Source organism: Streptomyces sp. NPDC033174 (assembly GCF_055577795.1).
Genome location: NZ_JBVIPQ010000002.1, coordinates 388,998 through 409,489, shown reverse-complemented (window position 1 = coordinate 409,489; position 20,492 = coordinate 388,998). Strand labels below are relative to the sequence as shown.

Genomic DNA, 20,492 nt, shown 5'->3' with positions numbered 1-20,492 from the left:
AAGAACTACCTGGGCTGTCCCCAGTCGAGGGTGGTCAGGGTGCCGTTGTCGTTGCGGAGGTGGAAGCGGGCCTCGGAGGGACGCCAGATACCGATGTTGGCGGCGGGGCTGCCGTTGCCGCCGTCCCAGTTCGCGGCGACGGGAAGGTCCCCGTTCTGACCCCAGTCGAGGATCTTCAGGCTGCCGTCGTCCATGCGGAGGTGGAACTGGCCGGTGGAGGGGCGGAAGACACCCACATTGTCGGCGCCCGTACCGTCCCAGTTACCGGAGACGGGCACGTCCCCGGCCTGACCCCAGTCGACGTAGGTGATGGTGCCGTTGTCGTTGCGCAGGTGGAACTTCCCGTCCCGCCAGACGCCGACGTTGGCTGCCGCACCACCGTCCCAGTTTCCTGCGACAGGGGCGTCGCCGGCCTGGCCCCAGTCGATGATCACCAGGCTGCCGTCGTCCCTCCGGAGGTGGAACTGACCGGTGGACGGACGGAAGACACCCACATTGTCCGGTCCAGCACCATCCCAGTTGGCGGAAACCGGCAGGTCACCGGCCTGGCCCCAGTCGACATAGGCAACGGACCCGTCGTCGTAGCGCAGGTGGAACTTCCCCTCGCGCCAGACACCCACATTGCCGGCCGCACCACCATCCCAGTTCCCCGCCACCGGCACATCCCCGTTAGTCGCAGGACTGTTCCAGAGGGCGCTGACGATGCTCTGGGCGTCGGCGGCTTGGGGCTGGTAGGCGTCGGGGAAGGCCGAGACCTGGACCTTCTGACAGACGACGCCTATCTGCTGGCTCTGCCAGGAGTTGTTGGGGTAGAGCTTGAGCATCGCGTCGAGGAAGGCATTGGTGGAGTAGGCGGGGTCAAGCCGTTCCTCGAAGCTCCCCCACCATTCCTGCTGCTGGAACAGGCCGACGCTGGTGTGGTCCACCATGTTCGGGTTGTTCTCCAGCACGGATTCGACGATGGCTGTCGTGATGGCGATGACGGCGGCTCTCTCCGGCAGCCCGCGGGAACGTGTGGCGTCGACTATCGCCCGCGCACAGGAGAGACGGTAGGCGGTCATCGCGCCCCGCAGCTTGCCCGTGAGTACCTTGTTGAGGTTCGCGGCGGTCGTGCTGTCGGCGGCGGCGATGGTTCCGCAGGATCGGTTGGGGAGAGCCGCGTGGGCGGGGCCCGCGGCGAGGACCATCGGCGTGGTGAGAGCGACAGTTATGACGGCTGCCGGGAGGATACGCCGGGTGTGGTTCTTCATCAGGGATTCGTCTTCCTTGGCAATGTGAGGATGGGGGTGGGGCACGGGGATCGGGCCGACCCGCTGCGGCTTACCGCGATCCGGGACTGCGCTGTTTGGTCGCGGGGGCGCAGGTGGACCTGGTAGGCGGTCAGGTAGCCGCGCAGGCTCCGCTGGGCTTGCACTTGAGCCGGTGGGGGAGGGGGCATGGCCGAGGGCGTTTTGCGTGCCGCAGGGGTTGTCCCGGTTCGTTGGTACAGCGGCACGGGTGGAGGAGTCGGCGCCTGTCGCGTGGGGCAGGCGGAGGCTGGGCGAGGAGAGCGCGGCCAGCCCGGTGTGATGGTGAAGGCGGCCAGATGCCGGCGCATGAATCGCTCACAGTGAGCGTTCCGGACGCGTTCGACGGCATGGCGCTGATGGCTGGTCAGGCAAGCGGGCCCGGGGGTGCGGCCGACCGCACCCCCGGTAGGGCTTACCTGGGCTGTCCCCAGTCGAGGGTGGTCAGGGTGCCGTTGTCGTTGCGGAGGTGGAAGCGGGCCTCGGAGGGACGCCAGATACCGATGTTGGCGGCGGGGCTGCCGTTGCCGCCGTCCCAGTTCGCGGCCACGGGAAGGTCCCCGTTCTGACCCCAGTCGAGGATCTTCAGGCTGCCGTCGTCCATGCGGAGGTGGAACTGGCCGGTGGACGGCCGGAAGACACCCACATTGTCGGTGCCCGTACCGTCCCAGTTACCGGAGACGGGCACGTCCCCGGCCTGACCCCAGTCGACGTAGGTGATGGTGCCGTTGTCGTTGCGCAGGTGGAACTTCCCGTCCCGCCAGACGCCGACGTTGGCTGCCGCACCACCATCCCAGTTTCCTGCGACAGGGGCGTCGCCGGCCTGGCCCCAGTCGATGATCACCAGGCTGCCGTCGTCCTTCCGGAGGTGGAACTGACCGGTGGACGGACGGAAGACACCCACATTGTCCGGTCCAGCACCATCCCAGTTGGCGGAAACCGGCAGGTCACCGGCCTGGCCCCAGTCGACATAGGCAACGGACCCGTCGTCGTAGCGCAGGTGGAACTTCCCCTCGCGCCAGACACCCACATTGCCGGCCGCACCACCATCCCAGTTCCCCGCCACCGGCACATCCCCGTTGGTCGCGACGTCGTCGGTGATGTTCTTGTAGCGCAGGGCGGAGTAGCTGCTGGTGGGGTGTGACGCGAGGGTGGAGCCGTAAAGGTTGCCGTCGGTGTTGTAGTTCGTCGGTCTGCTGCGGCTGCTCTCCTGGTAGTAGTTGAAGGTGCCCGCGGTCTTGTCGCGCCAGCCGGCGAACAGGACGACATGGTCGTTGCTGTTGAGGATGTCGCCCGGCTTGAGGTCCCACTTGCTGATCGCCGTGGAGACATCGGGCAAGTCATACGTCGTGCGGCTGTAGGAGAGCTGCCAGGCCATGGATACGAAGCCGGAGCAGTCCTGCCGGTAGCGGCCGCCGGTGCGGCTGTCGGCCCACCAGCTGTAGGGGGAGTTGAGGCCGTTGGCGCTGTACGGAACCTGCTCGTCCACCCACACCTGGGCTCGGGATATGGCCTGGCTGCGGGAGACCTTGCCGCCGGGGGCAGCCTCGTTGCCCAGCGATCCGGTGGACGTGACGGAGGAACTCGAGGCCTGGATGCTGTCGGCATGAGCGGGCACGACGGACAGGACGAGCGAGGCGGCACATGCCGCGGTGACAATGCTCGCGGTGCGGAAGGCCGAGGTGTGGACGGACAAGGCAACTCCTAGTGAATTGGAAAGTGGAAGGAAGGTCAGCTGGGTCGTTCGTGGCTCCGCGGCGCTCTCAGCTCTGGGCGCTGAGTTGGGCGAGCGCGCCGAGTACGGCGGCGTCAGTGCCGGTGTCGTGCGGTGGTGCGGGACGCTCGGCCAGCTCGTCGAACTGGAAGAGCGTGAGGTGTTCGCCCTGGCGGACGACGTAGAGGTGGTTGGTCTGCACGTCGCGAGCCGACATCCCGCCCACACCCGTCCAGTGCCGCGACCAGGCGATGCCGTCCTTGACCGTGGCGGTGGTGGAGACGACAGCGTCCTGCGGTGCCCCCTCCCGGGCCTGGAGTTGGCGGGAAGTGGTCTGGCACTTGTTCATGTCGGCGACGAGCCGGTCATAGGCGCTGCTGGCGGATGAAGTATTGGGGAAGGAGAACAGCTGCTGCCCAGCGGCATTTCTTGCCGAGCTCAGGTATCCCTGCTGCTGCCAGAGGGTGGCGCCGGCGACGGTCGCGCACTCGTTCAGCGTGATCTTCTGTCCGCGCAGTTCCTGGCTGCTCAGAGGACCGTCCGGCTTCCAGCCGAGGGCCTTCTCGACGGGCAGCTTCGCGAGGCCTTCCGGTAGGACGGCCACGGTGCGCGCCTGGTTTCTCTTCCGCTGTGCGGCGTTTCCACTCGGTGGCTGGGAGGCCTTCGGAGCCGAGGACTCCTTGTTGGCCTTCGGACTCGCTGACTCCTTGCCTTGCGGGGATGCGCTCAGCGAGGTGTCGGGGGCCCGGGAGGCGGCGGCCGGGGCTTCGTGGGCCGCGGCCGCCGACGCGGTTCCGGTGTCGGCGCGACCACAACCGGCCGTGGCCGTAGCCACTGCGCACATGGCGAGGGCCACCGAGACGGCGCTGAAGGTGGATCGGTTCAGTCTGGGCATGACGGCTCCCCGTGTGGTGAAGGGCATGACGGGAAATGGGTTTTGAAGCAGCCGACGGCGTGCTTGGACGAACTCGCTCAGCGGATGGGGCCCACCCGCACCCAAGTACGGCAAGGTCCTGGAACAGCTCGTCGGCTCCGGTCTGCTCACACCGCCCAGGGAGCTGCCGGGTGGTGGGGGGCAGCCGCCGCCTCACGTCGCTGCGGTCAGCGGCGGCGCGGTCGGATGGCGCTGCGGTCGTACAGCGTCGTGGTCACCAGGCGGAGTGGCCGGTGTGCTCCGTGAGCGGCTTTGGGGGCAGATAGCGCCGGTTGAGCAGCGGTGAGGTCTGCTGGCTGCGGGTGAGCAGGGCGTGAGCGCGGCAGAGGGCGCTGGGGGCGCCCGGGGAACTGGAGCTCATGAGGTACATCAGGAAATCGAGTCGGCCGGACTGGGAACGCGCGCTGACGTGCTGGAGTCCGACGTGGGGCAGGGCATGGGCCCACATGGCGTCCACGGCCTGGGCCACTTCGTTCGCCTCAGCGACCTCGCCCGGCTGCCTGCATGTCAGGCTGGCATAAACGATTTCCATCGCCGGCTCATCAGCCCCAGCCCAGGCTGTTGGACGAGGGCTGTACGCCCCAGCCGAGACTGTCGGAGATCGCGGCGGTGGCCAAGGCGGGCGTCTTCGCCGCGGCGGCCGCGGCGGTGCCGGGCATGAGGGTGATCGCGGTGAGGGAGACAACGGCAACCGCGGTGGCCTGGGTGATACAAGTGCGGATCACTACGAAAGTCCTTAGCTACTGATGGGAAGTCTGTCCTGCACCGTTCGGGCGTCCCGCGGGTGACGCTTTGTCCGGTCGCCGTCCTGGGGCGTTTCCCTGGCGGCGATGACCAGCTTCGTCGCTCGCCGACAGCACCGGAAGACCTTGAGGGTGTCGCCTACCAGCCTGTCGGGATCCGGCCATGAAGACATGGACATGTCAAGATCGGGCTCACTCGACCCCCACGGAGGACGGACGTTCTCGACTCTCCGGTGAAAGCGAAGTGGTGCGGGACGCAGTCCTCGCACGCGCACCCCGAGATCACGCATGGGCCCCGGCGTCTGCCTGGCCGTCCTTGGCCACCGCGGACGTGGCTGGCCACTCAGCAAGCCTCACGCCGCAGCGCCGGCCAGCCGCTGCGACTCCTCCGGCAGTGCCGCCCAGGAGTTCGTCTGCCGCCCCAGATCATCGCCCTCGCACAGCACGCGGTCGGCAGGACACACGTCGGCGTCGACCAGGCCGGGCGAAGACCTTGCAGCGCTGCCGGTCCACCGGCCATGGGCATCCCCCCAGCCCTGGTGTCGGCGTACAGCGGATTGTGCCCAGCCAGGTACACAAGTGGGGGCTCTGTCGCTGATCCTGTGAGGCGCGAGGTGGAAATCAGGCCGATGGTGGAGTCGGCGAGGTGCTCCCTCCGGGCATGAGCTCGGCCTCGGCTTCACTCCACACCGCGCCCTGCCTTGGGGCGAGGTGACGTGTGCGTGCCGTTAGCAGCGCAGCGCCGCGAGTTCGTCTCCCGGACTTCCTCGCCTGATCCCCAGAAGATTCCAGCCGGCGCGTCGAGGAGTTTCCCGCGCCGTTCCTCCAGTTCGCCGTTGCTCCAGCACCTCGCGCTACTCGTGGACGCAGAGCCCGAGCGGGAAGTGCCGGGTGACGCCGACTTCGGTGTCGGTGTCGTCGGACAGGGAGCGCAGGCCGGTGATGCCGTTGTCCTGGCGTCAGCGGCGAGTGCCTGGGAGCCCTCGAGCCATACCAAGGACGCCGCCCGGTAGTTCCGGGTCCGCAGGTACGCCACGATGGTGGCGCGTCGCGCGGGTCGGAGAAGTGTCGCAGCGCCGGTTCCATGGCGCCCTCGGTGCCGCGCTGCTGCTCCTCGTCATGGCCCCCAGCCTGACCGATGCCACTGCTCCCCCGCGGCGACCCTCGTGAATCAGAGCCAGCCCTTCTGGGCGGCTTTGATCCCGGCTTCGAAGCGGCTGCTGGCGCCCAGGCGTTCCATGATGGAGGACATGTGACGTCCGATGGTGCGCGAGGAAATTCCGAGGCGCTGCCCCACGGCGTCGTCGGTGAGACCAGCGCCGAGCAGACGCAGGATCTCGCGTTCGGTGGGGGTGAGGCTGGTGTGGGGGTCCTCGGGGCGGGTGGCGCCGAGGGGAACGGCCGTGTTCCAGGACTGCTCGAAGAAGTCGAGCAGCGCGGCGAGGATGCCTGGTTCGGTGACGTGCAGGGCGCCCTTGCGGGTGTCGGCGGGGTCGATGGGGACCAGGGCTTGGACACGATCGACGACGACCATGCGCTGGGGGATCGCGGGGGCGGTACGGACCTCGCTGCCCTGGCTGAGCAGCCATTGGGCGTAGGCGGTGATGTGGGGTTGGTTGCGAGTGGCGTCCTGGTAGAGGGTTCGCATCCTGATGCCGCGGCCGAGGGCCTCGCTGTCAGCGGGGCGGCTGGCGACGAGGTCTTCGGGGCGCTGGTTGCCGGGCTGGCTGCTGAGGACTTCGGTGGCGGCAGAGCGGCCCATGTGTTCCAGGCGGCTGTGTATGGCGTCCATACCGCGCAGGCGCTCGCCGTGGTTCGTGCGGTGCTCGGCGCGTTCCGCGACCATGCGGGAGACGGCGGCACGTGAGGCGGCCAGCCGCGCCTGGCGTGCGGCGAGTTCGGCCTCCTGGCCGGCGAGCAGGTCGGCCAGGCCGATCTCCGGGCTCACCGCGCGCATCTGGCCGGGCCGCTCGGCGGAGGCCCGCACGAGGGTGAGGCGGCTCAACTCGTCGAGGTGATCGTGTGCCTGGACGGGTGTCAGGGCGCAGTGCGCGGCGATTTCGTCCAGGCTGTAGCCGGGATGGTCCAGCATGGCCTGGTACACCGTCGCGGCCGCGGCGGTCAGCCCCAGTACCTCCAACATCGGATCCCCCCGGATCATCGGCCCTATCTCGCGCCGGTCGAACGCGCTCAGTGATCGCCACGTTATGGCCGGGAAGACCACTCGGCCGAGGACATCACACGCCACCCAGGGGACCATGCGTGCCACAGGGGAACCCTCCACGCCATGAAGGGGGACACCAGGCGCCGAACTCCGGCACTGACCTGGCACTTCGCGCTCCTCTATGCTCAACCCCCGTGGTCTCACATGCACATCAGGGGACGATCTCCTCCGCCCTCACCCGACTGAGCGTCAATACCGCACGCCTGCTCGGCGTACCCCCGGACGGATACGCGCACCTGCTGGGCCTGGCATCCGAGCACCTGACCGACGACCGGTGGCGGACACCCGCTGCCACCAGCATCCGCCTCGCGGAACTGAGTACCGGCCACGCTCCCTGGACTGAGGTGTCCGTGGTGTTGGCGCAGCAGTCGAGCCTCGGCACCCTCGGGGTCTGGGACTACCTGATCACCTCCGCGCCCACTCCGCTCGAAGGGATCCGAGAGGCCTCGGCGTACTTCGCCACGGTCGCCGACGTCGGCACGGACACCCTCCGGATCACCGAGGACGGCGAGCAGATCGCCATCAGCCACGTCAACGAGGCCGAGCTGACCTACGAGGCGGCGTGCGCCATCCGCGCCTACGCGCTCGGCCTGTACCAGCGGCGCCTCAGCGAAGCCGCGCAGCGGCGCCTCGTTCCCCTCCACGTCGCCCTGGCAGCCAAAGCCCCTCGCCGGCGGGACGCCTTGTACGAGATGTATGGCACCCGCACCGTCGACTTCGAGGCACCGGCCAGCTCGATCACGTTCCTCGCCTCCGAGCTGAACGCACCGGCCCCCCACGCCCAGCCCGGCCTGTCGACCGTGCTACGAAGACACGCCGAGCAGACCCTCGCCGCCGCGATACCACTGCGCAGCTGGCTGGACCTCTTCCGCACCGCCCTGGCCTCCGTGCATGACGAGGCCACTCCGACGCTGTCCACGGTGGCGCGACGTATGGCGGTCAGCGCGCGAACCCTCCAACGCCACCTCGACGAACACGGCACCACGTGGAGCCATGAGGTCGAAACCCTGCGCCGAGCACACATCTCCCGGCTCCTCCACAGCACCGACCTCAGCATCGACGCCATAGCCGCGCGCAGCGGCTACGCGGACGCCCGCACACTGCGCCGAGCGGTCAAACGCTGGTACGGACACACACCCGCCGCCCTCCGCCGCACCGGCCACCCACACGCCAGTCAGGATGGCGACTGACCGCGTACCTCCGGCCTACCAGGCCGGGGTGGTGCCAGCCGTTTCCACGCCCCCTCCTTCGTCGATTCAGCGTCTGATGGGCAGGGACGCCCGGGCGCGGCCCTCGCCGCCGGGCAGGCCCAAGGCATAGGCGGGAACGAGATACCTGGGTACGAGACCGTGCTGGTGTTCATCCCCGATGCCCCCGAGAAAGACATCGGCACGCCGGGCCGGGTCCGAGTCGTCGAAGGCGGCATCACCTTCGAGCGACGGGCGGGAGCGACCGCTAGGCCTGTGGGCCGAGACCGGTAGAGAATCTCCGCCGGATCGTCCCACTGCTTGGCCCGGACGCTTCGACGGCACGAGGCGGCGAACACGGCCTCCGACGACGGGTCGACGGCACGTCGGCCCGTCGAAGCGGCACCCCCGATGCCCGTCCGCCGCGCCGCCGTTGAGCACCGGCCGACGGCACACCGTCACATAAAGGGACATAAGGCTAGCCGCTTGCTACGTTGCGGTTCATGACCGCAACGACGGCGGAAGCTCCACCGCCCGGCCTACGCCTCCCCAAGCGGCGGGGCGTGGAACTCTCGCTCCTCGTCTGCGCCGTCCTCATCTCCGTCTTCGGCTACACCACCGTCGGCCTCGCCAGGAACGGAGCCGTCCCCCCGGATGTCGCCCGGTACGGCGCCGGGCTCGGCCTGCTCGCCCTCGTCGCGCATCTCGCCGTGCGTTTCCGCGCCGCGTACGCCGATCCGCTGCTCCTGCCGATCGCGGTCCTGCTCAACGGCCTCGGGCTCGTCCTGATCAACCGGCTGGACCTGGAGACTCCGCAGGACCGGGCGGCGTCCGCCCAGCTGATCTGGTCGACGCTCGGCGTGGCCCTGTTCATCGGCGTGGTCGTCGTCCTGCGCGACCACCGGCTGCTCCAGCGGTACGCGTACCTCTCGGTCGCCACCGCCCTGGTCCTGATGCTCGTGCCCATCTTCTTCCCCGCCGTGAACGGCGCCAAGATCTGGATCCGGATCGGCGGACTCTCCTTCCAGCCGGGCGAGTTCGCCAAGATCCTGCTGGCCGTCTTCTTCGCCGCGTACCTCTCGGCCAACCGCAACGCCCTCGCCTACACCGGTCGCAGGATCTGGCGGCTCCAGCTCCCCACCGGCCGCGTCCTCGGCCCGATCGTCACCATCTGGCTCCTCAGCGTCGGCGTCCTGATCCTGGAGCGGGACCTCGGCACCTCGCTGCTCTTCTTCGGACTGTTCGTGATCATGCTGTACGTGGCGACCGGGCGGACCGGATGGATCGCCGTCGGCCTGCTGCTCGCCGGCGTCGGCGCCTTCGCCGTCGGGTCCCTCGAACCTCATGTGCACAGCCGGGTCGAGGACTGGCTGAACCCCTTCGCGTCCATCGAGGCCGGCGAGGGCCCCGGCCAGCTCGCCCAGTCACTGTTCGCCTTCGCCTCCGGCGGGATGCTCGGGGCGGGCCTCGGCGGCGGCCACTCCATCCTCATCGGCTTCGCCGCCAAGTCGGACTTCATTCTCGCCACCGCCGGGGAGGAGCTCGGACTGGTCGGCATGACCGGGCTGTTCCTGCTGTACGCGCTGCTCGTCGCGCGCGGCTACCGGACGGGCCTGGCCCTGCGCGACCCCTTCGGGCGGCTGCTCGCGACCGGTCTCGCGTCGATCCTGGCGCTCCAGGTCTTCGTGATCGCCGGTGGAGTGACGGGGCTGATCCCGCTGACCGGCATGGCGATGCCGTTCCTCGCCCAGGGGGGTTCCTCGGTCGTCACCAACTGGATCATCGTGGCGCTGCTGATCCGGCTCAGCGACTCGGCACGCGCGCCCCTGCCGGACACGGCGGAGACCGGCGTCATCGCCCCGGCCGAGGAGGCCGGGTGATCCCGTACATCCGGCGCGCGGCGGCGCTGTGTCTGCTGCTGCTGGCGGCCCTGCTGGTGAACACCGCCAGGATCCAGGTCTTCGAGGCGGAGTCGCTGGACAAGAACCCGGCCAACCGCCGCCAGGCGATCGTCCGCTACGCACAGCCGCGCGGCGACATCGTCGTCGACGGGAAGCCGGTCACCGGGTCCAGGGACAGCGGCCAGCAGCTCCGCTACGAGCGCACCTACACCGACGGCCCGCTGTACGCGCCGGTCACGGGCTACGCCTCCCAGACGTACGGCACGACCCTCCTCGAGAACGCCGAGGACGACGTCCTGTCGGGTACGGATCCAATGCTCGCCCTCCTCCCCTTCTGGAACGACATCACCCGCAGCCGGCAGCCCGGAGGCGATGTCGTCACCACCCTCAGGGCGTCGATGCAGCGCGCCGCGTATCGGGGGCTCGGCGGAAGACGGGGCGCGGTCGCCGCCGTCGAACCGTCCAGCGGCCGGATCCTGGCGCTGGTCAGCAGCCCCTCGTACGACCCCGGGGTGCTCTCCGGCACGGGAAAGCCGGTCGCCGGCGCCTGGGCGCGCCTGAACTCCGCCGCGGCCAGGCCGATGCTCAACCGGGCGATCCGGCAGACGTATCCGCCCGGTTCCGCCTTCAAGATCGTGACGGCGGCGGCCGCGCTGGACGCGGGGGTCGTGGACGACGTCGACGCGCCGACCGACACCCCCGACCCGTTCGTCCTGCCCGGTACCCGCACCGTGCTGCCCAACGCGACACCGGGCTGCGGCGACGCCTCGCTGTCGTACGCGATCCGCTGGTCGTGCAACACCGTGATGGCGGGGCTCGGGGTGAAGGTCGGCCTGGAGGGGATGGTGGACGCGGTGGAGAGGTTCGGCTTCAACGACGGCGGGCTGCGGATTCCGGCGGCGGTGGCGAAGTCCACCTTCGACACGAGGATGACCGAGGACCAGCTGGCGCTCTCGTCCATCGGGCAGTTCGACACGGCGGCCACGCCGCTGCAGATGGCGATGGTCGCGGCGGCGGTCGCCAACAACGGGGAGATCGCCCATCCGCAGCTGGTGGACCGGACGATGACCTCCGACGGGGACACGGTCCACCAGAGCGGGCGGGAGACCTACCGCCAGGCGATGGAGGCGTCGACGGCCCTGCGGTTGCAGCAGATGATGGTGGACGCGGTGGAGGACGGCACCGGCACCAACGCGGCCATCGCGGGGGCGCGGGTGGGGGGCAAGACCGGCACCGCGCAGCACGGTGTCGACAACACGGGCACTCCGTACGCCTGGTTCATCGCCTGGGCGCAGGCCGACGGTTCACCGCAGCCGGCGGTGGCCGTCGCGGTGGTCGTCGAGGACGCGGCGGCGGACCGTACGGACATCAGCGGGGGCGGCAGCGCGGCGCCGATCGCCCGGGCGGTGATGGAGGAGGCGCTGAAAGCGGGGCGGTGACGAGGGCGCGGGGCGGGGACGTCGTTCCCGGCCGGCGGGTCCGCCTCGTCGGCCGGACCCGGCGGCCGGACCCGGCGGGGCGGACCCGCCGACCGGATCGGGCGGGGCGGGCAGCAGGACGGGCCGGCTGGGCGGGCAGGGCCCGCTCGCTCCGGGGTCAGCCGATCGGCTTGCGCATCTCGGCGCGGACCTTCGCCGTCGTCTCGGCGAGCTCGGCCAGGTCGACCTTCTCCGGGGCCATGGTGGCGCTCTCCGGGGTGACGACCGCCACGAACGACGCGGTGTTGTCGTCGCCCCAGGCGCACATCGGCAGCGTGCTCGTCCCGTCCGTGTCCGTGGACCGGGTCACCTGGCAGGTGACGGTCACGTCCGAGCCCTCGGGCTTGAAGTCCTTGGGCCGTACGACCACCTTGATGCCCTTCTCCTTGGCGGCGCCCTTGAGAATCATGTCGCGGGTGTAGTCGGGGCTCTTCAGCCGGCCGTGGAAGCCGGACACGACGAGGACCGCGCCGGGCTCGCCGGTGTACTGGGCGATGGCGGCCTTCGCGTCGCGGACGCTCGGGTCGTAGGTGTCCTCCACCTCCTTGCCCTCGGTTTTGGACGCGTCGTTGAGCAGTTTGTACTCGCCGTCGAGCAGCGTCTTCGGAACCGTCAGCCGGTACTTCGCCTCCGGGAAGGCCCTGGTGGCCCCCGAGGCGTCCACCAGGGCCTTGGCGGCGTACCCGAGCCCCCCGATCACGACGAGCGAGCCGAGGACGATGCCGACGATCAGTCCGGTACGGCTCTTCTTCGGCGGCGGTCCCATGGGAGGGCCGCCCCAGGCCGCCGGGCCGGGGCCCGGTCCCGGGTGGGGGCCGGGGTACTGCTGCGGGAAGGGCTGCTGCGGGGGGCCGTACGGTCCGGGGCCGGCGTACGGCCCCTGGGGACCCGGGCCTTGGGGGACCGGGCCCTGGGGGTAGCCCTGCGGCTGCGGAGGACCGTAGGGCTGGGGCTGGGGCTGGTGCGAGGGATCGTGCGGCGGCTGCGGCGGCGTCGTCATCCCCGCACGCTACGACAGCCCCCGGGCCCACCACCCGGCCAGGGTGCGCGAGATCACGCCCGCGTCACGCCCAGGTCGCTCCGATCGGTTCCCGCCGCTGGAGCCAGAGGTCCGGTACGTCCCCCACTCCGATGCCGGCCGCGACGATCCCTCCGGTGATCGCACAGGTGGTGTCGACGTCGCCGAACCCCTCGGCCGTGGCCCACAGCGCGTCCACGAGGTCGTCGGTGTGCCGGGCGGCGGTCCACACCGCGAAGGGGACCGTGTCGTCGGCCCGGATGCGCTGCCCGTTGCCGAGGATGTCCGCCGCCTTCCACGGCTCGGTGGCCAAGGGCAGTTCGGCGGCCCTGAACAACCCGTCCCGTACGGCCCCTTCGGGGGTGCGGGAGGCGACCTCGGCGAGGGAAAGCCTGCCCTGCACCGAGAGGGCGGCCGCGACGGCGACGGCCACCGCCCCCGCCACGCCCTGCGGGTGCGCGTGGGTGACGCGGGCGGACAACTCGGCCTGCCGGGTGGCCTCGTCGAGGTCGTCCGCGAACCAGGCGCCGAGCGGTCCGACGCGCATGGCGGCGCCGTTGCCGAGGCTGCCGCCGTCGAACAGCCGGGGGGCGAGCGTGCGCCACTCCTCGGGCGCGGCGAGCAGGCGCGGCAGCAGCATGTGCATCCCGTGGCCGTAACCGCGCCCCTGGTCGGCGTCGAAGGTCAGCGCGAAGCAGGCAGCCAGCCGGTCCTGGTCGACGGTGCCGTGCTCGTCGAGGACGCGCAGCAGCGCGAGGGCCATGGCCGTGTCGTCGGTCCAGTGCCAGTCGTGCTCTTCGGGTACGCGGCGGTCCCTGATCTCCTCGAACGCCTGGCCGCGCTCGCGGAACAAGGGGAACCAGCGCTCGCCGAAGGCGTCTCCGAGGGAGAGCCCCTGGATGCTGCGGCGGGCGGCTTCGCGGCGGGCGATCGGTGCGGCGGGCATCGGCGGGTCGGGTATCGGTGCGTCAGGCACGGTCATGGACCCATGCTGCCGTCCACGCCGTAGTGTGACAATCGACAAACGCACCGTAGGGGCGGTGACGGGGGACGGGGAGCACGGCGTGGAACTGCAGGGCCTGCACGGGCACGTGGTCGACAGGATCGGCTGGTCGCTCCTGGCGGACGAGCTCCGCGCGGGCGATGTACTGCGCCTCGAGGACCTCCAGGCGCGCTACGCGGTCTCCCGGACGGTGGCCCGCGAGGCCGTCCGCGTTCTGGAGTCGAAGCGGGTGGTGACCTCGCGACCGCGGGTCGGCATCACCGTACGGCCGATGAGCGAGTGGAATCTGTACGACCCGCATGTCATCCGCTGGCGCCTCTCCTCGCCGCGCCGGCGCAGGCAGCTGCGCGAGCTGGCCGAACTGCGGGCGGCCGTGGAGCCGTCGGCGGCCGCGCTCGCGGCGTCGCGGGCCGACGACGAGACCCGTCGCGCGCTGCGCGTCCACACCGAGGCGATGGCGGCAGCCGTCGCATCCGGCGACGCGATGGCCTTCGTGGCGGCGGACGTGGCCTTCCACCGCGCCCTGTTGACGGCGTCGGGCAACGGGATGTTCGCGCAGCTCGCCGATGTGACGGAGGAACTGCTGTACGCGCGGCGGGAGTTCCGCCTCATGCCGGACACCATCGACATGGCGGCGGTGGACCGCCACCGGGCGGTCGCGACCGCCATCGCCGAGGGCCGCGCGGCGGACGCGTCCCACTCGGTGGCGACCCTGGTCGACGCGGCCCGCAGCGAGGTGGAGGAGCTCCTGACGAAGTGCGGCCCGGAGGAGGACCCGCAGGGCTGACGGGATTCGGCCCGACCCGGGCCACCGCGCGGCGGGCGTGTCCGCTGACGGGGACGGGGCCCGCGCGGTCAAGGCGAGCCGGGCCAACCCCGGGCCCGTACGGTCGGCGGGGCCGCCAACGGCACCCGGGCGGTCGGGGCGCTGACGACCCCCGGCCCCGGCCCCCTCAGCTCCCGTCCGCTCCGGCCGCGATCGCGTTTTCGACCTCCGTCACCCGCTCCGCCTCCTCCGCCGCGAAGCGCTCCCGGTCCAGTTGTTCCGCGATCTCCTCGTCCTGGGTCATCAGCAGATCCAGGTTCGAGTCGCCCAACTCGAACACGCCCATGTCGACGTACGCCTTCTGGAGCCGCTCGCCCCACAGCCCGATGTCCTTCACGCACGGCACGATCCGGCTGAACAGCAGCTTCCGGAAGAGGTGCAGGAACTCCGACTGCTCCGAGAACTCCTCCGCCTCCTTCTTCGGGATGCCGAAGTTCTCCAGTACCTCGATCCCCCGCAGCCGGTCCCTCATCAAGTAGCAGCCCTCGATGACGAATTCCTCGCGCTCGCGCAGCTCCGCGTCGCTCAGCTGCTTGTAGTAGTCGCGCAACGCCATCCGCCCGAAGGCCACATGCCGGGCCTCGTCCTGCATCACATACGCCAGGATCTGCTTCGGCAGCGGCTTGTCGGTCGTGTCCCGGATCATGCCGAACGCGGCGAGCGCCAGGCCCTCGATCAGTACCTGCATGCCCAGGTACGGCATGTCCCAGCGGGAGTCGCGCAGCGTGTCGCCCAGCAGGCCCTGGAGGTTGTCGTTGATCGGGTAGAGCATCCCGATCTTCTCGTGGAGGAAGCGGCCGTAGATCTCCGCGTGGCGCGCCTCGTCCATCGTCTGCGTGGCGGAGTAGAACTTGGCGTCGAGGTCGGGCACGGACTCGACGATCCGCGCCGCGCAGACCATCGCGCCCTGCTCACCGTGCAGGAACTGGCTGAACTGCCAGGACGCGTAGTGCTTGCGCAGCTCGCCCTTGTCCCTCTGCGTCATCTTCGCCCAGTAGCGGGTTCCGTAGAGCGTGAGGACGTCGTCCGGAGTGCCGAGCGGGTCGTACGGATCGACTTCCAGGTCCCAGTCGATCCGGGTCGCGCCGTCCCACTGCTTGTCCTTGCCCTTCTGGTACAGCGCCAGAAGACGGTCACGGCCGTCGTCGTAATCCCAGCTGAAGCGGGCAGAGCCGGAGGCGGGCACCTGCCAGACCGGTTCTCCGGGGTCCTTCGTGTAGAGGTCGTGCGTCGACACTGACGGCTCCTTCTCCTCACGGACTTCCGCGTACGTTCGGCTCCTTGGCAGGCTCACACGTTGGTAGACGGCGGGTCAACAAGTCGCGCGCAAGGGATTGACGACCTTACTGACAAGCAGTCTTATAAGACCTGACCCCGGTAACTCGACCCGCAAAGGTGGGCGCCGCCAATGACGACCGTGACCAACCCCGACTTCAGCGTCCTGCGGGACGCCCTGGGGCCGCTGCGCGACCGCGAACAGGTCGCCGAGCGGCTTCTCGAGTCCTCCGCGAAGCACTCCTTCGACCCCGACAAGGAACTCGACTGGGAGGCCCCGGTCGAGGAGGGCAAGTGGTTCTGGCCGCCGGAGCTGGTCTCCCTCTACGACACCCCGCTGTGGCGCAAGATGTCCGAGGAACAGCGGATGGACCTCTCCCGTCACGAAGCCGCCTCCCTCGCCTCGCTGGGCATCTGGTTCGAGATCATCCTGATGCAGCTGCTCGTCCGGCACATCTACGACAAGTCGGTGACCAGCAACCACGTCCGCTACGCGCTCACCGAGATCGCCGACGAATGCCGGCACTCAATGATGTTCGCCAAGATGATCCAGAAGGGTGGCGCGCCGACGTACCCGGTGCCGCGGCTCTACCACAACCTGGCGCGCGTCCTGAAGACGGTCTCCACGACGCCCGGCTCCTTCGCCGCGACGCTGCTCGGCGAGGAGATCCTCGACTGGATGCAGCGGCTGACCTTCCCGGACGAGCGCGTCCAGACCCTGGTGCGCGGCGTGACCCGCATCCATGTGGTCGAGGAGGCCCGCCATGTGCGGTACGCCCGCGAGGAGTTGCGGCGCCAGATGGTGACCGCGCCGCGCTGGGAGCAGGAGTTCACCCGGCTGAGCTGCGGCCAGGCCGCGCGCGTCTTCTCCACCTGTTTCGTGAACCCGGCCGTGTACGAGAACGTCGGGCTCGACCGGCGTGAGGCGGTCGCCCAGGTGAAGGCGAGCGGCCACCGCAGGGAGGTCATGCAGTCGGGCGCGAAGCGGCTGACTGACTTCCTGGACGACATAGGCGTACTGCGGGGCGCGGGGCGCAGGCTCTGGAAGTCCTCCGGTCTCCTCGCCTGACGCAGGGGTGACGGAGTTACGCTGCGAGGCATGACCACTCCCGCCACGCCCGCGTACCGCCGGCTCAGTGTCGAGGAGCGCCGTGCGCAGCTCCTCCGCGCGGCCCTGACGCTCTTCGCGCACCGGGCGCCGGAGGAGGTCTCCCTCGACGACGTCGCCGAGGTGGCCGGCGTGTCGCGTCCGCTCGTCTACCGCTACTTCCCCGGCGGGAAGCAGCAGCTGTACGAGGCCGCGCTGCGCTCGGCCGCCGACGAGCTGGAGCTGTGCTTCGCCGAGCCGACCGACGGGCCGCCGACCGAGCGGCTCGCCCGTGTCCTCGACCGCTATCTCGTCTTCGTCGACGGGCACGACGCCGGGTTCAGCGCGCTGCTGCGTGGGGGCAGCGTCGCCGAGACGTCCCGTACGACCGCGATCGTCGACGAGGTGCGGCGGGCCGCGGCCGAGCAGATCCTCGTCCACCTCGGGGCGCACCGGCCCGGGCCGCGCATGCGGATGATGGTGCGGACCTGGATCGCGGCGGTGGAGGCGGCGTCGCTGATCTGGCTGGACGAGGAGAAGCAGCCGCCCGCCCCCGAGCTGCGGGACTGGCTCGTCGACCATCTCGTCGCCCTGCTGACGGCGACGTCGGCGACCGACCCGGAGACGGCCGTCGCGATCGGCGGCCTGCTGGCCCTGGAGACGGCGCAGGGACCGGTGGGGACGCTCGCCCGGCGGGTCATCCCGGTGGTGAGCGAGGCGGCGCACCTGCTGGCGCCGGAGGACTGAGGCCCGGGCGCGTTTCGGCCACACTGGTGGCGTGAGAAGCGAGAACACCCCCTTTTACGGCGGGCCGCTGGACGGGCGGGTCCTGCCCGTCCTCGTCGGGCCCACCGGGCATCCGCCCAAGTGGTACGAGGTGCCGGTGCCGGCCGCCGACGGCGGACCACCCACCGTGCACGCGTACCGGCGCGAGCCCGCCGGGCACACCAAGCGGCTGGGCCTCCAGCGCGGCTGGAAGTACGCGTACGCCCCCGACGGCCGCGAGCGCCCGGTGCGCAGGTGGCCCTGGTCGAAGCCGAACGGCGCGCCATAGGATCGATCACCGTGCCATGAGGGGGGAGGCTCGACGTGGAGCCGCTGGAGCAGAACGATCCGCGCCGTGTCGGTCCGTACGAGGTGCTGGCGCGCCTGCGGGGGACGGCGAGCGCCGTGCGGTACCTGGCGCAGGGGCCCGACGGGGTGACCGCGGTCGTCTCGGTGGCCCGCCCGGCACTCGCGGAACTGCCCGCGTTCCGGCGCCGTTTCCAGGCGGAGGCGCGTACGGCGGAGCGGCTGGCCGGGGGGTGGGTGCCGGAGCTGCTCGACTCTGGCGACACCTGGACGGCGACGCCGTACATCCCGGGGCTGACCCTCGCCGAGGCGATCGCCGCCGTGGGGCCGCTGCCGGAGCGGACGGTACGGATACTGGGCGCCGGACTGGCCGAAACCCTGTCCCGGGCGCACGCCGCCGGTACGGTCCTGCACGGCCTCTCCCCCGACTCGGTCCTTCTGGCCGCGGACGGGCCGCGTCTCACCGCCTTCGGCGCGGTGGGGGCGGCGGCCGCGGCGGAGGCGGGTCCGGGCGGAGGGCTGTCCGTACGGCTCGGATACCTCACCCCGGAACAGATCACCGGCGACGAACCGGGCACGGCGTCCGACGTCTTCGTCCTCGGCCTCCTCCTGGCGTACGCGTCCACGGGCACGACCCCGCTGACGGACGCGGCCTCCATCGCCACCGCCGACGCCGAACTCACCGCGGTCCCGGACTCCTTGCGCCCCCTGGTCGCCGAGTGCCTCTCCAAGCCCCCCTCCGCCCGCCCGACGGCGGGCCAGGTCGCGGCCACACTGGCCCTGGAAGGCGCGGCCTCCCTGGCGCGCGCGGGCTGGCTCCCGGAGCCGCTGCTCGAGTCGATCGCGGCGAAGGGGAGAGCGGCGGGCGCGCTGACGGACGAGTCGGTGCCGGAGGCCTCGCGGGCCGCGCGGGGGGCGAGCGGGGTCGCGACGGCGGGCGGGGTTGCCGGGTCGGAGCCTGCCGCGGCGGCCACGTCCCGGGAGGGATCCGCGCCTGCCGCAGCGAACGCGGCGGAGCCGACCGCCGTCGGCGCCGATGCCGACACACCGGGCTCCCCCGCGGCGGGACCCGAGGACGGCGCATCCCCCGTCGCCGCACCTGCGACAGCAAGCGCGGCGGAACCGACACCGGGCCTCCCGGCCCCGGCAGACCCGCCAACCGGGCCCGAACCCACCGACGCAGCCCCGTCCGGGGACACTCCCCCGGGGGCCGCAGCGAGCGCGATGGCGGGCTCCGCGACGGAACCCCAGGACGGCGCCGCCCCCCTCGCCCCGTTCGACCCCAGCGGTGGCACGCTCGCTCTGCGGGGTGAGGTGGCGCCCGGTCCCCGGGCGGCGGCGGAGACCTTGGCGTTGGCGCGGCCCGTGCCACGGGGGGACAGTGCGACCACGCAGTTGGTCGTTCCGCGGGTTCCGGCCCTGCCGCCGGCTCCGCCCGCTTCGGGCGGTCCGCAGGACGACGCCCGCCCGGCCTCGCGGCGGGCACTTCTCGCCGGGATTCTCGGGGGCGTGGCCGGGGTCGCGCTCGGGGCCGGGGGCGTCGCGGTGCTCGGGGCGGGGCGGGGTGGGGCGCCCGACGCCAAGCCGGTCGCGCCGCCGCGGAAGGTCGCGGTGGCCGGGGTGCCGCCCGAGGCGGTCTGGGCGTACGAGAGCGCGGTGACGCCCGAGGGGCGGCTCGAGGCCGTCGTGTGGCAGGACCGGATCCTGGTGCTGACGTCCGACGCGCAGGCCACCGCGGTGGACCTGAGGACGGGACGGCGCCTCTGGCAGAGCGCCGCCGCCGCGTCCGCCGCGCGGGCGATGCCCGGCGGGCCCGACCTGTTGTTCGTCGTTGGCAAGGACGCCTTCCTCTGGGTCTCCTCCAAGGACGGCTCGGTCCGCCACCGCGCCGCACCCGGTCTCGTCGTGTCCGCGGTCACCGGCCAGGAAGGGCCCGTCGTCTGGCTGACGGGAACCCTGGCCGCCCAGACCTGTTTCGTCGCCTACGACGTCGTCCGCCGCAAGGAGCTCTGGCGCACGCTCGTCCCCAACGGCCGCCCTCCGCGCGTCCCCGCCTACCGGCTGATCTCCGTACGCGCCGACGGCGTCGTCGTCCAGCAGGACCCGGCGTCGCTCACGGTGGCCCAGCAGGCCGCCGCGAAGGGCCTGGCGGTCTTCCACTCGTACGACCGGGTCACCGGAAAGATCCAGTGGTCGGGGCCGTACGCGGGGGTGCTGCCGAGCGCGCCGGCGGTCGGTGACGCGACGGGGCGGCTGTTCGCGTCCGTCGGGAACGACCTCCAGGCGTTCCACCCGAGCAGCCGCGCCCTGCTGTGGCGCCAGCCCGCCCTGGGGCCGGGCGGTTTCGGGACGGGGCTGCCGCACGCCGACACGCTCTACGCGGCGACGCGTTCGCAGACCGTCTACGCCTTGGATCCGGCGACCGGCAAGCCGCGTTGGCAACGGCCGACGGAGGCGACGGCGGCCGCCGCCACCGCTCACGCGCCGCAGGTCACGCTCGGCGGCAGCACCCTGCTGGTCGCCGACGGCACCCAGGTCACGGCGTTCGGCGCGGGCGACGGCCGGCGGCTGTGGAAATTCCAGACCGCGGGCACCCAGGACCCGCGGGGCAAGGAGATCACCGCGCCGTACCGGACTCTGGCGGCCGGCCGGACGGTGGTCGTACGCCGCGACCGGGCCTTCTACGCACTGCCCCTGGCCTGAAATCCCGCAGGCGCGCGGACCGATTTTCGTACTCCGCCCTCA

General features: G+C 71.2%; 17 protein-coding genes. 8 read left to right on the top strand and 9 right to left on the bottom strand.

The window, feature by feature from the left end; translation table 11 throughout:
- Positions 1–5: 5 nt before the first annotated feature.
- From ACZ5VC_RS08150 to ACZ5VC_RS08125, 6 genes are all read right to left on the bottom strand, one after another.
- Positions 6–1,250, bottom strand: a complete 1,245-nt coding sequence (locus tag ACZ5VC_RS08150; protein WP_469119276.1) for a hypothetical protein — start codon at positions 1,248–1,250, stop codon at positions 6–8.
- Positions 1,251–1,701: 451 nt separating this feature from the next.
- Positions 1,702–2,982 carry an NlpC/P60 family protein gene (locus tag ACZ5VC_RS08145; RefSeq protein WP_469119275.1) on the bottom strand — a complete coding sequence of 427 codons (1,281 nt, stop codon included), beginning with the start codon at positions 2,980–2,982 and terminating at the stop codon, positions 1,702–1,704.
- A gap of 67 nt (positions 2,983–3,049) precedes the next feature.
- On the bottom strand, positions 3,050–3,895 hold the full coding sequence (locus ACZ5VC_RS08140; protein WP_469119274.1) for a hypothetical protein: 846 nt from the start codon (positions 3,893–3,895) through the stop codon (positions 3,050–3,052).
- 253 nt (positions 3,896–4,148) lie between these two features.
- Positions 4,149–4,466, bottom strand: coding sequence for a hypothetical protein (locus ACZ5VC_RS08135; RefSeq protein WP_469119273.1), 318 nt, complete (start codon positions 4,464–4,466; stop codon positions 4,149–4,151).
- 10 nt (positions 4,467–4,476) lie between these two features.
- Positions 4,477–4,659, bottom strand: a complete 183-nt coding sequence (locus ACZ5VC_RS08130) for a hypothetical protein (RefSeq protein ID WP_469119272.1) — start codon at positions 4,657–4,659, stop codon at positions 4,477–4,479.
- Positions 4,660–5,848: 1,189 nt separating this feature from the next.
- Positions 5,849–6,820: a helix-turn-helix transcriptional regulator gene (locus ACZ5VC_RS08125; RefSeq protein ID WP_469119271.1), complete on the bottom strand. Its 972-nt coding sequence runs from the start codon at positions 6,818–6,820 to the stop codon at positions 5,849–5,851.
- A gap of 215 nt (positions 6,821–7,035) precedes the next feature.
- Here ACZ5VC_RS08125 and ACZ5VC_RS08120 point away from each other — a divergent pair, with 215 nt between their 5' ends.
- From ACZ5VC_RS08120 to ACZ5VC_RS08110, 3 genes are all read left to right on the top strand, one after another.
- A complete protein-coding gene (locus tag ACZ5VC_RS08120) occupies positions 7,036–8,091 on the top strand; it encodes a helix-turn-helix domain-containing protein (protein WP_469119270.1) in 1,056 nt (351 codons plus the stop codon).
- 500 nt (positions 8,092–8,591) lie between these two features.
- On the top strand, positions 8,592–9,968 hold the full coding sequence (locus ACZ5VC_RS08115) for an FtsW/RodA/SpoVE family cell cycle protein (RefSeq protein ID WP_469119269.1): 1,377 nt from the start codon (positions 8,592–8,594) through the stop codon (positions 9,966–9,968).
- The gene (locus tag ACZ5VC_RS08110) at positions 9,965–11,428 is read left to right on the top strand and encodes a penicillin-binding transpeptidase domain-containing protein (protein WP_469119268.1); all 1,464 of its coding nucleotides are present in this window, start codon (positions 9,965–9,967) and stop codon (positions 11,426–11,428) included. Before ACZ5VC_RS08115 ends, ACZ5VC_RS08110 begins: the two co-directional genes overlap by 4 nt.
- 157 nt (positions 11,429–11,585) lie before the next feature.
- Here the strand turns inward: ACZ5VC_RS08110 and ACZ5VC_RS08105 are convergent, their stop codons facing one another.
- Both ACZ5VC_RS08105 and ACZ5VC_RS08100 read right to left on the bottom strand, forming a co-directional pair.
- The gene (locus tag ACZ5VC_RS08105; protein WP_469119267.1) at positions 11,586–12,467 is read right to left on the bottom strand and encodes a hypothetical protein; all 882 of its coding nucleotides are present in this window, start codon (positions 12,465–12,467) and stop codon (positions 11,586–11,588) included.
- Between the two features lie 64 nt (positions 12,468–12,531).
- The gene (locus ACZ5VC_RS08100; RefSeq protein ID WP_469119266.1) at positions 12,532–13,467 is read right to left on the bottom strand and encodes an ADP-ribosylglycohydrolase family protein; all 936 of its coding nucleotides are present in this window, start codon (positions 13,465–13,467) and stop codon (positions 12,532–12,534) included.
- 82 nt (positions 13,468–13,549) lie between these two features.
- Here ACZ5VC_RS08100 and ACZ5VC_RS08095 point away from each other — a divergent pair, with 82 nt between their 5' ends.
- Complete coding sequence (locus ACZ5VC_RS08095; protein ID WP_469119265.1) at positions 13,550–14,275, top strand: FadR/GntR family transcriptional regulator; 726 nt, start codon at positions 13,550–13,552, stop codon at positions 14,273–14,275.
- Between the two features lie 166 nt (positions 14,276–14,441).
- On the opposite strand, the gene ACZ5VC_RS08090 is transcribed toward ACZ5VC_RS08095, so the two are convergent.
- A complete protein-coding gene (locus tag ACZ5VC_RS08090) occupies positions 14,442–15,551 on the bottom strand; it encodes a ferritin-like domain-containing protein (protein ID WP_469119264.1) in 1,110 nt (369 codons plus the stop codon).
- A gap of 171 nt (positions 15,552–15,722) precedes the next feature.
- Between ACZ5VC_RS08090 and ACZ5VC_RS08085 the strand changes: the two genes are divergently transcribed.
- Genes ACZ5VC_RS08085 through ACZ5VC_RS08070 form a run of 4 tightly spaced genes read left to right on the top strand, consistent with a single transcriptional unit; the run spans position 15,723 to position 20,450 of the window.
- Positions 15,723–16,658: an AurF N-oxygenase family protein gene (locus tag ACZ5VC_RS08085; RefSeq protein WP_469119263.1), complete on the top strand. Its 936-nt coding sequence runs from the start codon at positions 15,723–15,725 to the stop codon at positions 16,656–16,658.
- A 30-nt stretch (positions 16,659–16,688) separates the two neighbouring features.
- Positions 16,689–17,423, top strand: a complete 735-nt coding sequence (locus ACZ5VC_RS08080) for a TetR/AcrR family transcriptional regulator (protein ID WP_469119262.1) — start codon at positions 16,689–16,691, stop codon at positions 17,421–17,423.
- Between the two features lie 31 nt (positions 17,424–17,454).
- Positions 17,455–17,730, top strand: coding sequence for a hypothetical protein (locus tag ACZ5VC_RS08075; protein ID WP_469119261.1), 276 nt, complete (start codon positions 17,455–17,457; stop codon positions 17,728–17,730).
- A 35-nt stretch (positions 17,731–17,765) separates the two neighbouring features.
- A complete protein-coding gene (locus ACZ5VC_RS08070) occupies positions 17,766–20,450 on the top strand; it encodes an outer membrane protein assembly factor BamB family protein (protein ID WP_469119260.1) in 2,685 nt (894 codons plus the stop codon).
- Positions 20,451–20,492: the final 42 nt, after the last annotated feature.

What these genes read in the sequence shown, in the direction of transcription:
- ACZ5VC_RS08150 (WP_469119276.1), bottom strand. Translation starts at nt 1,250, where the DNA reads ATGAAGAACCACACCCGGCGTATCCTCCCGGCAGCCGTCATAACTGTC.
- ACZ5VC_RS08140 (WP_469119274.1), bottom strand. Translation starts at nt 3,895, where the DNA reads ATGCCCAGACTGAACCGATCCACCTTCAGCGCCGTCTCGGTGGCCCTC.
- ACZ5VC_RS08135 (WP_469119273.1), bottom strand. Translation starts at nt 4,466, where the DNA reads ATGGAAATCGTTTATGCCAGCCTGACATGCAGGCAGCCGGGCGAGGTC.
- ACZ5VC_RS08125 (WP_469119271.1), bottom strand. Translation starts at nt 6,820, where the DNA reads ATGTTGGAGGTACTGGGGCTGACCGCCGCGGCCGCGACGGTGTACCAG.
- ACZ5VC_RS08115 (WP_469119269.1), top strand. Translation starts at nt 8,592, where the DNA reads ATGACCGCAACGACGGCGGAAGCTCCACCGCCCGGCCTACGCCTCCCC.
- ACZ5VC_RS08105 (WP_469119267.1), bottom strand. Translation starts at nt 12,467, where the DNA reads ATGACGACGCCGCCGCAGCCGCCGCACGATCCCTCGCACCAGCCCCAG.
- ACZ5VC_RS08100 (WP_469119266.1), bottom strand. Translation starts at nt 13,467, where the DNA reads ATGACCGTGCCTGACGCACCGATACCCGACCCGCCGATGCCCGCCGCA.
- ACZ5VC_RS08085 (WP_469119263.1), top strand. Translation starts at nt 15,723, where the DNA reads ATGACGACCGTGACCAACCCCGACTTCAGCGTCCTGCGGGACGCCCTG.
- ACZ5VC_RS08080 (WP_469119262.1), top strand. Translation starts at nt 16,689, where the DNA reads ATGACCACTCCCGCCACGCCCGCGTACCGCCGGCTCAGTGTCGAGGAG.